Below are 12691 nucleotides of genomic sequence, written 5' to 3'. Positions count from 1 at the left end.
AACATCCCGGCGAGGGAAGCGGACGCGAAGGGAACGACAGAACGTGCGGCCCACGTCCGGGAGACGCCCGGACCTGCCGCTCGCTGTGTACGCCGACCCGCCCACGAGGTCACCGGAATGGCCGCACACGGAATCGTCCGGGCGCGGGCAACGGGCAGGTCTTCGGACTCGCGGGCACGTCCTGCCGGGGCGAACCCGGCGGGCCTTCCTACTGGCCGTCGCTTCCCAGGCCCGGTACGTCGGACCCAGTGCGTATGACGGCGGTCGTTCCCACTCACCGCTGCGGGGCAGTCCCGGATTCCCACCGGGTTCCCTCTTGCGACGCATCCCGCCTGGCGGACGGGGCGAACCAGCTGCCCGGCCAGACTAGGGGCCCGGATCGCCCTGCGGCGAGCTATTCCCACTATTCGGACGCAAGAATGAGACGACATGGGGGAGGGGCCGGCTCCCCGGCGCCACGCTCAGCCGTCGGCGACCACCGGGTACGGCACATGGGTGCGCCGGTCGGGGTCGACGGCGAGACCGCCACCGGCCGGCGGCCGGGCCCGCTGGGCGCAGTCCCGGCGCTCGCAGATCCGGCAGCCCAGGCCGATCGGCGTGGCGGCCGACGGCTCGTGCAGGGCGACGCCCTCCGCGTACACCAGCCGGGACGCGTGCCGCAGCTCGCACCCGAGGGCGACGGCGAACTCGGCGCGCGGCGCGTGATGGCCGAAGCCGCCGCGGGTCACCGTACGGGCGATCCAGAAGTACCGCTTGCCGTCGGGCATCTCGGCGACCTGGGTGAGGATCCGGCCGGGCGCCGAGAACGCCCCGTACACCGTCCACAGCGGGCAGGTGCCGCCGAACCGCGAGAAGTGGAAGTCGGTGGCGGACTGCCGCTTGGAGATGTTGCCCGCGCGGTCGGCCCGCAGGAAGGAGAACGGCACCCCGCGCCGCTCGTGCCGCTGGAGCGTGCTGAGCCGGTGGCAGACCGTCTCGAAACCGACGCCGAACAGCGCCTGGAGCAGTTCGATGTCGTAGCGCACCCGCTCGGCCGCCGTGTGGAACACGGTGTACGGCATGAGCACCGCGCCCGCGAAGTAGTCGGCGAGGCCGATCCGGGCCAGTCCCTCCGCCTGCGGCGACGCGAGCCCGGCGGCGGACACCAGCGCGTCGAGCAGCGGCCCGTGCTCCAGGAACGCCAGCTGGGTGGCCAGTTGGAAGGCGCGCTGTCCCTCGGTGAGCCAGGGCGAGAGCAGCAGCAGGCCGTTGGCCGCGTCGAAACGCCGCGCGTCCGCCGCCCGTTCGGGACCCGCCTGGACCACCGTGACCCCGTGCCGGGCCGCGAGCCGGCCGGTGAGCGCGTCGGCCGCGCGCCCGGCCCGCCCGGCCACGCCGAGCCCCAGCGCCTCGGCGGTCCGCTCGGCCTCCGCCTCCAGAGCGGCGAAATGGTTGTGGTGCGCGTAGAAGAAGTCCCGTACCTCGTCGTGCGGTTCGGCCGGCAGCAGACCCGCCGAGTCCTCCGGCGCGGCCAGCGCGGCGACCTGCTCGGAGGCGCTCCGATAGCGCTGGTGCAGGGCGACCAGGGCGCGGGCCAGCTCGGGATGGTCGCGCGCCACGTCGGCGATCTCCTCCGGCGGGACGGCGACCCCGCACGCCTCGTCGCCGAGCGCGGTGCGCAGATCGGTCGCGAGCCGCTCCTCGCCCGCCTCGGAGAAGAACTCCGGCTCGACGCCGAAGACTTCCGCGATCCGCAACAACACCGGTGCGGTGAGCGGCCGTTGACTGTGTTCAAGCTGATTGAGATAGCTCGTGGACAGCCCCAGGGCCCGGGCCAGCTCCACCTGGTTCATGCCCCGCTCGCGGCGCAGCCTGCGCAGTTTCGCGTGGGCGTAGATCTTCCGTCCGGCCGGCCGTGCCATCGCGCCGGGCTCCTCTCCGCTCGTTCCTCGGCTCACCCTGGGCTGCGAAGGTAGCATCCGCAGATTTCGCAAAATTCGCAGATTCGCAGCCTTCGCATGGAGGGATTCCGCAGGGTGGAGCCGTCGCCCCGGGCCCGCGAGCGGGGAAGACTCACCGGCGGACGCCCCGCTCGCCGCGGACCGTCCGCCGCAGGCCGTACGCCGACCCGCCACCGTGAGGAGCCCCGTGATCGACCACCAGGTACGCGTCCACCCCAGCGCCGACCGGCTGCCGCGCGAGGAACAACTCGCCTGGAAGCTGGCCGCCGTGGCCACCGGCACCCAGGACGCCCCGGACCTCGACCCCGAGGCGTCCGAGATGGTGATCAACCGTGTCATCGACAACGCCTCGGTGGCCGTCGCCGCGCTGCGCCGCCGCCCGGTGGCCGTCGCCCGCGCCCAGGCGAGCGCCCAGGCACGCGGCCGCGGCACGGGCCCGGGCGGACCCGGGGACGCCGGGCGAGCCACCGGTCCGGTCGGCGGAGCCTCGGCCTTCGGCCTGCCCGCCGGGACCCGGCTGTCGCCCGAGTGGGCCGCCTGGGCCAACGGCACCGCCGTCCGTGAACTGGACTTCCACGACACCTACCTGGCCGCCGACTACTCCCACCCCGGCGACAACATCCCGCCGCTGCTCGCCGTCGCCCAGCACACCGGGCGCACCGGCGCCGACCTGCTGCGCGGCATCACCGCCGCGTACGAGATCCACGTCGCCCTGGTCAAGGGCATCTGCCTGCACGCCCACCGGATCGACCACGTCGCCCACCTCGGCGCCGCGACCGCCGCGGGCATCGGGGCCATGCTCCGGCTCGACACCGGGACCGTGTACCAGGCCGTCCAGCAGGCCGTGCACACCACGACCGCGACCCGGCAGTCCCGCAAGGGCGAGATCTCCAGCTGGAAGGCGTTCGCACCGGCCTTCGCCGGCAAGGCCGCGATCGAGGCCGTGGACCGCGCCCTGCGCGGCGAGGGATCCCCCTCGCCGATCTACGAGGGCGAGGACGGCTTCCTCGCCTGGCTCCTGGACGGGCCGGGCGCGTCGTACACGGTGACGCTGCCGGGCCCCGGCGAGGCCCGCCGGGCGATCCTCGACACGTACACCAAGGAGCACTCCGCCGAGTACCAGGCCCAGGCCGTCATCGACCTGGCCCGCGGCCTGCGGGAGAAGGCCGGCCCGACGGGCCGGATCCGTTCGGTCGTCCTGCACACCAGCCACCACACCCACCATGTGATCGGCTCCGGCTCCGGCGACCCGCAGAAGTACGACCCGACCGCCAGCCGCGAGACCCTCGACCACTCGGTGCCGTACATCTTCGCCGTCGCCCTGGAGGACGGCGGCTGGCACCACGAGCGCTCGTACGCCCCCGAGCGCGCCCGGCGGCCCGCCACCGTCGAACTCTGGCGGAAGACCTCCACCGTCGAGGACCCGGCCTGGACCCGCCGCTACCACGACCCGGACCCGGCGCGCCGGGCCTTCGGCGGCCGGGCGGTGCTCACCCTCGACGACGGCACCGTCGTCGAGGACGCGCTCGCCGTCGCCGACGCCCACCCCGCGGGCGCCCGGCCCTTCGACCGGGCGGGCTACACCGCCAAGTTCCGCACCCTCACCGACGGCATCGTCACCCCCGCCGCCCAGGACCGCTTCCTGACCGCCGCGGCCCGGCTCGCCGAGCTGGACACGGCGGGCCTCGCCGAGCTCTTCCCGGCCGTCGACACCGACGCCGTGGCCGCGTACGACGCGACCCTGCCGAAGGGCCTGTTCTGATGCTGCACACCCGCACCACGCCCGCCGAGCGGCGCCGCCGCTTCCGCGAACAGCTCGCCTCCGGGCGGCTGTTGAAGATGCCGGGCGCGATCAACCCGTACTCGGCGCGGCTCATTGAGGAGACCGGCTTCGACGCCGCGTACCTCTCCGGCGCGGTCCTCGCCGCCGACCTCGGACTGCCCGACATCGGCCTCACCACCTCCGTGGAGATCGCGGCCCGGGCCCAGCAGGTCACCCGCGTCACCGATCTGCCGGTCCTCGTCGACGCCGACACCGGCTTCGGCGAGCCGATGAACGCCGCCCGGACCCTGCAGCTCATGGAGGACGCCGGGCTGGCCGGACTCCACCTGGAGGACCAGGTCAACCCCAAACGCTGCGGACACCTCGACGGCAAGACCGTCGTCCCGCGCGCCGACATGGCCCGCCGCGTCCGCGCCGCCGCCGACGCCCGGCGCGACCCGGACTTCCTCCTGATGGCCAGGACCGACGCCCGCGCGGTGGAGGGACTCGACGCGGCGATCGACCGCGCCAAGGCGTACGTCGACGCGGGCGCCGACGCGATCTTCCCCGAAGCGCTCGCCGACGAGGCCGAGTTCGCGGCCTTCCGCAAGGCCGTCGACGTGTCGCTGCTCGCCAACATGACCGAGTTCGGCAAGGGCCCGCTGCTCGACGCGGCGACCCTGGAGGACCTCGGCTACAACATCGCGCTGTACCCCGTCACCCTCTTCCGCCTCGCCATGGGCGCGATCGAGGACGGCCTGCGCACGCTCGCGGCGCGGGGGACCCAGGAATCCCTGCTGCCCCGGATGCAGACCCGCTCACGGCTGTACGAGGTCCTCGGCTACGCGGACTACGCCACCTTCGACGCGGGCGTCCTCGACTTCACCCTCCCGCCCGGCGACTGACCCCCGACGGAGGCCACCACCATGACCGCCACCACCGCGCCCGCATCCGCATCCGCGCCCGCATCCGCACCCGCATCCGCGCCCGGGATCCACCGGGGCCTGGCCGGTGTCGTCGTCGACACCACCTCCATCTCCACCGTGATCGCGGAGACCAACTCCCTCACCTACCGTGGCTATCCCGTCCAGGACCTCGCCGCCCGCCGCAGCTTCGAGGAGGTCGCCCACCTCCTCTGGCACGGCGAACTGCCCGACGCCGCCCAACTCCGGGAATTCCAGGCCCAGGAGCGGGCCCTGCGCCCGCTCGACCGCACCACCGCCGAGGTCCTCGCGCGGCTGCCCGAGACCTGCCACCCGATGGACGTGCTGCGCACCGCCGTCAGCTTCTTCGGCTCAAAGGACCCCACCGAGGACGACGGCAGCGCCGCCGCCAACCGGGCCAAGTCCCTCTCCCTGCTGGCGAAGCTCCCGGTGGTCGTCGCCGCCGACCACCGCCGCAGGCGCGGCCTCCCGCCCGTCCAGCCCGACCCGTCGCTCGGTTACGCCGAGAACTTCTTCCACATGTGCTTCGGCGAGGTCCCCGACCCGGCGGTCGTGCGCTGCTTCGAGATCTCGCTCATCCTGTACGCCGAACACAGCTTCAACGCCTCGACGTTCACCGCCCGTGTGGTCACCTCCACACTCTCCGACCTCTACAGCGCGGTCACCGCCGCGATCGGCGCCCTGAAGGGCCCCCTGCACGGCGGCGCCAACGAGGCCGTGATGCACATGCTCCACGAGATCGGCGACCCCGAGCGGGCGGGCGACTGGCTCGACGACGCCCTCGCCTCCGGCCGTACGGTCATGGGCTTCGGGCACCGCGTCTACAAACACGGAGACTCCCGCGTCCCCATCATGCAGGCGGCCACCGACGAACTCGTCGCCCGCGCCGCGAGCCCGGACGTGACCCGCCTGGCCACCCTCCACACGGCCCTGCGCCACGCCATGCTCGCCCGCAAGGGCCTCCACCCGAACCTCGACTACCCGGCAGGGCTCGCCTACCACCTGATGGGCTTCGACATCCCGGCCTTCACCCCGCTGTTCGTGATGAGCAGGATCACCGGCTGGACCGCCCACATCACCGAACAGCTCGAACACAACGCCCTGATCCGCCCGCTCGGCGCCTACACGGGCCCGGCTCAGCGCCCGCTGCCCGACGGCTCCCGCTCCAGCTCGGTGGCGGCGACGGGGTCGGCGGGCGGCCGCTGAACCACCCCTGGTTCCCCGGCCATAGGTGAACTCGAATCGGGCAACTTTTCGATTGCAACTATCGGTTGCGTTCGCCCTGCATCAATGTTGCAGAGTCGGCCCGCCGGGCCGGCCTATGGAATGGATACGTCCGATCGTCAGAGGGAACCATGGCCTTCACCACGTCGCTGTCCCCGCCGCGAGGCGGCGCCGCGCGTCGAATCCTTGTCCGGGATCTCGCGCTCGTCGTCACCTGCGCCCTGCTCGCTTCCTTAGTCTCCTTGCTGACCGCCACGCAGGCGCAGGCCGCGCCCAGGACCGACCTTCGCTCGGTGACCTGGAACGCCCAGGGCGGAAACAAATGGCAAGCCGTCAGGGACTACATGATGAAGGAAGCCGACATCCTGGCCCTGCAGGAGGTCAACACCCCGCCGGTGCAATTCGTCACCCACGACGAGCTGACCCGGCTGAGCAACACGAGTGACACCTCCACCACGCCCGGCGGACTGCCGAGCCTGAAGTACCGCGTCTTCACGCAGAAATACGGCTCCGGCAGCCGCGGTGAGCCCTCCGGCCAGGTCTTCTGGGTGGACATCCTCGACAAGGGCCTCTGGGGCACCGGCGGCAGCGGGCCCGACGAGGACCCGGACACCCAGAACAACACGCAGAAGTCGATGGCCGTATGGGTCAACAGCAGTGTCGGCGCGAACTTCGACGCGCTCCAGGACATCAAGATCGTCACCCCGCGCGGGGACAACGGCAAGTGGCTGCGCTCGCGTCCGGCGGTCGGCGTGCGCGTCAACGGCACCTGGTACTTCAACATCCACGCCGCCTCCATACGTTCCGGCGCGACGCCCAACCCGCACGCCAAGGCGCTGACCCAGGCGGTCGCCGACGCCGTCGGCAACGAACCCTGGCGGATCATGGGCGACTTCAACTCCGACGCCCAGTCCTTCCGCGCCCAGGTCCGGGGCAACACCTACTACGGGACCCGCAACGGCAAGCCGAACGGCGTCCCCGTACCGACCCAGCAGTCCGGCTACGCCATCGACTTCATGACGTCCAGCGAGGCGCTCACCGACCTCGCCGTCTCCATCAGCAGCAACGGCGGATCGGACCACCGGCCCATCCGCTTCGCGCCCACCGGCATGCGTGAGTGCAGGGCCGACTGGGACAGCCGGACCCTCTACAGCCCCGGCGCCCTGGCGGCCCTGGACGCCCGTACCGCGCAGAGCGCGGCCGCGGCCGGGGAGTCGTGCACCGGCGGCGACGCGGTGGTCTCCATGGGCGACAGCTACATCTCCGGAGAGGGCGGACGCTGGCAGGGCAACGGCGCGCCCGAGCTGTCCTACCGCAGCCGCCAGGGCTCCGCCTTCGGCACCGACCGGGCGGCCTTCGACTGCACCGGCACCGGCAAGGACGAGGTCTGCGAGCACGACCCCAAGCGGGTCTACGGCGAGACGGCGGCGGGCGGCGACATGTGCCACCGCTCCGATCTCGCGCCGATCAAGAGCATCGGCGACGTGCTCGGCATCCCGGCCGAACGCCGCTTCAACATCGCCTGCTCCGGCGCGACCACCACGGACGTCACGGACAACGTCTTCAAGGGCGAAGAGCCACAGGTGAAGCAACTCGCCAAGATCGCCGCCGAGAACAACGTGAAGTACGTGGTGCTGTCGATCGGCGGCAACGACCTCGGTTTCTCCGACATCGGCTTCAACTGCGTCGTCGGCTACGTCGGCAACAAGGCGTGCAGCACCAACGGCCGTTCCGACGTCTACACGAAGACGAGGGGCATCCAGGAGAAGGTCACCAAGGCGATCGTCAAGATCAAGGAGACGCTGAGCGACGCCGGCCAGGAGAACCCGAAGATCATCCTGCAGGCGTACCCCAACCCGGTGTCCTCGGTGGAGAACAACCGCTACCCGTCGAAGGCGTTGAGCTGGGCCCGCATGATGACCGGCGGCTGCGCCCTGCTCGACCCGGACCTCGACTGGCTGCACTACGAGGTCGTCCCGCAACTGAACGAGGCCCTCGCCGACGCCGCGCACGAGCAGAACATCATCTTCCTCAACACCCAGAACGCCTTCGCGGGACACGAACTGTGCGCCAAGGCATCGTCCCAGGCGTCCGAACTGAACGCGCCGGGCAACCCGCCGCAGGCCAAGACCGCCGAATGGGTGCGCTGGATCCCCGGCCTCGCCACCTGGCTCCCGTACGCCCAGGGGGACAAGCAGGAGGCCATCCACCCCAACGCCTTCGGCCAGCAGGCCCTGGGCACCTGCGTGGCCAAGGCCATGGACGCCACCAGCTGGCGCTCGCGTGGCTACTTCACCTGCTCCGGACAGGCCGGTGCCACGCCCGACCAGGTCGAGGTCGCCGACAAGGACGGTGACACCCTGTGGCCGGGCGGCGCGACGGGCCCGGTGAGCATGGACATGCGGCTGCGCAACGCCGCCACCGGAGACCTGATCGACGCCGACTGGGGAGGCGCCGGCGCCTGGGGCAAGGCCACCGCCGCCGACGGCTCCGCCCGCCAGCGGTGGCACGTGGACAACTTCCAGAAGCTGGACGGCGAACTGCTCCCCGGCGTGCCGGTCCGCGCGGTCGCCACCATCAAGTCCGGCGACAACTTCCTGCACATCGACGACAGCCGCAGGTGGGCGAAGCTCGTGCCGGGCGGCGGCGGAAAGCCCGTCTCGTGGGCCGTCGGCCACACGCTGTACGACGGCTCCTCGCAGCTCTACGCGTACGAGAGCAACGGGCAGGGCGCGTACGACATCATCGGCTGCCTCAGCCAGAACCCGGGCCTGATCGGCAAGGACGACCACCAGAGCTGGCTGAGCGTCGAGCACTGCACGTACGACATGAACCAGCAGTGGTGGTTCGAGGCGCCCGGCACCGTGGCGGCGCAGACCCACGCGGACGGCTGGTCCACCTCCGCGACCGGCCAGATCGTGTCGTCCGCCGCGCAGACCTGCGTCAGCGGCGCCCAGGCGGAGCAGGTCCGGCTCGCGGCCTGCGCCGACGGCAAGGACCAGCAGTGGCAGGCCCGCGCCTCGGTGACCGCCCCCGCTTCCCGCGCCGGTGCGGCCCCGGCGGCAGCGGCAGCGGATCCGGCCACCGACCCGCACGGAGCCTTCTTCTTCGTCAACCAGAGCTCCGGGCAGTGCCTGGACTACGACCGCACCAACCTCGAAGTCCTGCAGTGGGAGTGCAACGGCGGGAACAACCAGCAGTGGTACCACTACGGTGACACCCTGCGCTCCGTCTTCAACGACCAGTGCCTGAAGCCGGGGGAGGACGGCGCCCTGGTCACCACCGAGTGCGCCACCGCTCCGGAGGAGTGGGAGGGCGGCATCGCGCCCAAGGACAACGACCGGGTGACCCTCCAGTCCGCCACCGGCCTGGCCATGGACCTCACCGCGGGAGACACCTCGGCGGGAACCAAGATCCTCGGCTGGACCCCCTGCCGCTGCAAGAACAACCAGATCTGGGACCTGCGCGCCGACCCCGGCACCGAGGGCGTCTGGCGCCTCGCCCCGATGGCCCTCGGCACCCGGCACGTCTCCTACGACGCCCAGGACGGGACCGTCACCCTGATGGACGCGGTCGCCGACAACAAGGGCGAGCAGTGGCGCCTCGAACCGGCCGGCGGCGGCTGGTACCGCATCGTCAGCGCCCTCGACGGAACGATGGTGACGGCGATGGCGGAGGGCGAACCGCTGGCCCTCAAGGAGCCGTCGAACTACCTCGGCCAGCTCTGGAGGATCAACCTGAACAACCGCTGACCAGGTTCTGGCGAGGCGGATCCCGGTCGGTCGGCCGGCCGGGATCCGCCCCGCCGGGTCACCCGGTGACCTCGGCCGGCGTCAGCCGACGTCGGTGAAGCGGGTCTGGACGGTGCCGGTGCGCGAGCTCCAGCCGATCGCCCGGACCGGCATCCCGTCACGCGGGTAGCGCGTCGGCCCCGCGTAGTAGCGGAAGTTGCCGGAGTCGAGGATGCTGAGGCCGCCCTCGCTGCCCTCGATCTGGACGGACGTCGCGAAGTACGTGCCGTAGGTGCCGTTCACATGCACGGCGACCGCGCACCAGTCGGCGGACTCCCGGTACAGCTCCACCCGGACGACGCCGGAGGACACGGTCGTCCAGAGCTGGCCTCCGCAGCCGTACGCGGCGTGGGCGGTGCCGGTGCCGGCCAGGCCGGCACCGATCAGGGCGGCGGTGGAGAGCGCGAGGCTGAGGGTACGTCTGAACTTCATCATCGACTCCTGAGTCCGGTGTGGGACGAGTTCGTGCGGTGCTCAGAGTGACGACGTCGGGCGGGGTTCGTCTTGTCCGATCACGACAGGATGCGGATGCGCCAGGTCCGTTTCCCGGTCGCCTCCTGGCCCGGTTTCCGGTCCGCTGCTCCCCGGCCGCGCGGATCACCGCACCGCGAGGCCCCGGGAGAGAGCCCGCGGCAGCCCGCTGCGAATCGCCGTGATCAGCGTGCGGCTCGCGTCGAAGGCGGCCGACATGGCCTGGGTGGGGTTGGTGCCCGCCCGCTGGTGGAGGACGACACCGAGGATCAGGTGGGAGGTGCCCCCGATCTCCTTGGTGGCGGCCCACATGAGGTTGCCGCCGGCCGGGGTGGAGGAGCCGGTCTTCAGGCCGATCACGCCGTCCTGGCCGAGGAGCCGGTTGCTGTTGGCGATCCGCACGCCGACGCCGGGGGCGGTCATGGCGGGAGTGGCGACGATCTGGCGGAAGGTCTCGTTCTTCATGACGGCGCGGGCCAGCTTCAGCTGGTCGGTCGCCGTACTCCGTGTGGTGGGCTCGATGCCCGAGGCGCCGGTGTAGACGGTGCGGTCCATGCCGAGCTTCGCGGCGGCCCGGTTCATCTTCTCGGCGAACTCCTCCTGGCTTCCGGCATCCCAGCGGGCAAGCAGCCGGGCCACGTTGTTGCCGGACGGCAGCATCATGAGCTCCAGGAGCTGGCGCTGGGTGTACGCCCGGTCGGCCACGAGCGGGGCGGTCGATTCGCTCGCGGAGAACGACTCGTCGGCGGCCTGCTGGTCGGCGGTCACCGCCTTGCCCTGCTGTCCCGCCGCCATCGGGTGGTCGGTGAGGATCACGTACGCGGTCATGACCTTGGTGATGCTGGCGATCGGCACCGGTGTCTGGTCGCCTTTGGTCCCGAGGCTTCCGACGCCTTCGACCGCCGCGCTCGCCTGGCCCTCCGTCGGCCACGGCAGGTCCATCGCCCGGCTCAGCGCGGCATCCGGAGCGACGCCCGCGCCGTCCGTGCTGCCCGCGGCGCTGAGGCCGGACGACTCCGCGCCGCCGAGGCCGAGGGTCTGACAACCGGCCGTGCCGCCGATCAGGAGGACGGCGGACAGGTACAGGGCGGCGGGTCGGCGCAGACCGGTTCGGCGAAGAAGAGCGTGGTGACGGCGGGGGCGGTGACGGTGGGTGCTGTCGGACATGGTGGGGTCCCTCCCGGGCGGCTCCGGTGCGTGTCCCGCACCTGAACTCACCTTCGAGGGCCCGTGCTTCCGGCCTCGCGCGCCCCTGTTTCCGCCGCCACGGGGTCGTATTGCGGTTACGTTTCAGCCGGGGGCGCGGCCAGGTCGAGGGTGGCGAGAGCGCCTCCGCCGGGGGCGTCGGCGAACGTCAGCCGCGCGCCGAGGACATCCGCCTGCCCCAGCGCGATGGTGAGGCCGAGGCCGTGGCCGCGTCCCCGCTCGGCGCTCCCCGTACGGAAGCGCTGCGGCCCTTCGGCGAGCAGCGTGGCGGGAAAGCCGGGGCCGTGGTCCCGTACGACGATCCGCGTGCCGGTGACGGTGACCTCGACCGGGGCGGCGCCGTGCCGGTGCGCGTTGGTCACCAGATTGACCACGATCCGCTCCACCCTTCGCGGGTCGGTCTCCACGACCTCGGCGTCCCTGGCCGTGACGGCGGTCCGCGTCCCGGTCCGGCGTACGACGTCGGCGACCAGGTCCCCGAGGGGGACGACGTCGGTCCTGGCCCGTTCGGCGCCGGCGTCGAGCCGGGAGATCTCCAGGAGGTCCTCGACCAGACCGTTCAGCGCCTGGGCCCGGTCGCGTACCAGATCCGCCGCCTCGTCGTCCTGGGGGAGCAGCCCCGCCGCGGTGGACAGGCCCATCAACGGGGTGCGCAGTTCATGGGCGACGTCCGCGGTGAACCGCCGCTCGTTCTCCAGCTTGCGTTGCAGGGCTCCGGCCATCACGTCCATGGCGGCCGACATCTCGGCGATCTCGTCACGGGCCCGGCCGCGGGATCCGATCCGGGCGTCGAGGTCGCCGTCGGCGATGGCCCGGGCGGTGCGCGAACCGTGCCGCAGTCGGCGGTTCATCGGTTCGGTGGCCAGCGCGGCCAGCGGCACGACGACGGCGAGGGCGGCGAGCACGGCCTTGATGATGCTGCGGTCCAGGAGCTGGAGGCTGCGCACCTCGGTGCTCATGTCGGTCCGCGCGACGAGCACCCGGTCGCCCGCGACGGGCTGGGCCGCCCACAGCCAGTACCAGTTGGGAGGCTTCTGGTCGTACCAGGTCGCGAACAGGCCGTTCGGGTCCTTGGCCGCCAGCGCGCGGGCGAGGGGCGCCTCCAGTTTCTGCGGGGAAGTGATCTCGATGTCCGGGGGCGCCGTGCCCGTACGGGTGTACTCGCGTTCCGCGGCGGCCAGCCGGGCGGCGACGCGCTCCTGGCCTGTGCGGTTGCCGCGTTCCGAGATGGCCTGGTGGACGAGTACGCCGATCACCGCGGCGACCGCGCAGCAGGCGGCCGCGGTCAGGGCCGCGATCTTCCAGCGCAGGGCGCGGGGGTTGAGGAGTGCCATGGGCCGGGTTCGGTCTCTC

The 12691-nt window shown here is 72.1% G+C and carries 8 protein-coding genes and 1 riboswitch; of the genes, 4 read left to right on the top strand and 4 right to left on the bottom strand.

Annotated elements, in window-relative coordinates:
- Positions 1–135: 135 nt before the first annotated feature.
- A riboswitch (cobalamin riboswitch) is annotated at positions 136–369 on the bottom strand.
- A 92-nt stretch (positions 370–461) separates the two neighbouring features.
- Positions 462–1901 (bottom strand): short-chain fatty acyl-CoA regulator family protein, encoded by a 1440-nt coding sequence (locus tag ACIPXM_RS19165; protein ID WP_401656720.1) that lies wholly within the window; start codon positions 1899–1901, stop codon positions 462–464.
- A gap of 226 nt (positions 1902–2127) precedes the next feature.
- Between ACIPXM_RS19165 and ACIPXM_RS19160 the strand changes: the two genes are divergently transcribed.
- The 4 genes from ACIPXM_RS19160 to ACIPXM_RS19145 all read left to right on the top strand — a co-directional run bounded on the left by ACIPXM_RS19160 (position 2128) and on the right by ACIPXM_RS19145 (position 9622).
- On the top strand, positions 2128–3702 hold the full coding sequence (locus tag ACIPXM_RS19160; protein WP_401656718.1) for an MmgE/PrpD family protein: 1575 nt from the start codon (positions 2128–2130) through the stop codon (positions 3700–3702).
- Complete coding sequence (prpB, locus tag ACIPXM_RS19155) at positions 3702–4607, top strand: methylisocitrate lyase (protein ID WP_401656716.1); 906 nt, start codon at positions 3702–3704, stop codon at positions 4605–4607. The genes ACIPXM_RS19160 and prpB overlap by 1 nt, the downstream gene beginning before the upstream one ends.
- Before the next feature lie 21 nt (positions 4608–4628).
- Positions 4629–5852: a bifunctional 2-methylcitrate synthase/citrate synthase gene (locus ACIPXM_RS19150; RefSeq protein ID WP_401656714.1), complete on the top strand. Its 1224-nt coding sequence runs from the start codon at positions 4629–4631 to the stop codon at positions 5850–5852.
- Positions 5853–6001: 149 nt separating this feature from the next.
- Entirely contained in the window at positions 6002–9622 is a 3621-nt protein-coding gene (locus ACIPXM_RS19145; protein WP_401656712.1) for an RICIN domain-containing protein, read from the top strand.
- Positions 9623–9703: 81 nt separating this feature from the next.
- On the opposite strand, the gene ACIPXM_RS19140 is transcribed toward ACIPXM_RS19145, so the two are convergent.
- From ACIPXM_RS19140 to ACIPXM_RS19130, 3 genes are all read right to left on the bottom strand, one after another.
- Entirely contained in the window at positions 9704–10093 is a 390-nt protein-coding gene (locus ACIPXM_RS19140; protein WP_401656710.1) for a hypothetical protein, read from the bottom strand.
- A 165-nt stretch (positions 10094–10258) separates the two neighbouring features.
- On the bottom strand, positions 10259–11299 hold the full coding sequence (locus tag ACIPXM_RS19135) for a D-alanyl-D-alanine carboxypeptidase family protein (RefSeq protein ID WP_401656708.1): 1041 nt from the start codon (positions 11297–11299) through the stop codon (positions 10259–10261).
- A gap of 116 nt (positions 11300–11415) precedes the next feature.
- Positions 11416–12672 (bottom strand): sensor histidine kinase, encoded by a 1257-nt coding sequence (locus ACIPXM_RS19130; protein WP_401656706.1) that lies wholly within the window; start codon positions 12670–12672, stop codon positions 11416–11418.
- Between the last annotated feature and the right edge of the window lie 19 nt (positions 12673–12691).

Origin of the sequence: Streptomyces sp. NPDC090025 (genome assembly GCF_044748125.1) — a bacterium.
Taxonomy (GTDB): Bacteria; Actinomycetota; Actinomycetes; order Streptomycetales; family Streptomycetaceae; genus Streptomyces.
The sequence above is the reverse complement of the archived record's forward strand: the minus strand, read 5'-3'. Positions and strand labels throughout refer to the sequence as shown.

Bases quoted from the DNA above. Each gene is read 5' to 3' on its own strand.
- ACIPXM_RS19150 (WP_401656714.1), top strand. From the start codon at position 4,629: ATGACCGCCACCACCGCGCCCGCATCCGCATCCGCGCCCGCATCCGCA.
- ACIPXM_RS19145 (WP_401656712.1), top strand. From the start codon at position 6,002: ATGGCCTTCACCACGTCGCTGTCCCCGCCGCGAGGCGGCGCCGCGCGT.
- prpB (WP_401656716.1), top strand. From the start codon at position 3,702: ATGCTGCACACCCGCACCACGCCCGCCGAGCGGCGCCGCCGCTTCCGC.
- ACIPXM_RS19135 (WP_401656708.1), bottom strand. From the start codon at position 11,299: ATGTCCGACAGCACCCACCGTCACCGCCCCCGCCGTCACCACGCTCTT.
- ACIPXM_RS19165 (WP_401656720.1), bottom strand. From the start codon at position 1,901: ATGGCACGGCCGGCCGGACGGAAGATCTACGCCCACGCGAAACTGCGC.
- ACIPXM_RS19130 (WP_401656706.1), bottom strand. From the start codon at position 12,672: ATGGCACTCCTCAACCCCCGCGCCCTGCGCTGGAAGATCGCGGCCCTG.
- ACIPXM_RS19140 (WP_401656710.1), bottom strand. From the start codon at position 10,093: ATGAAGTTCAGACGTACCCTCAGCCTCGCGCTCTCCACCGCCGCCCTG.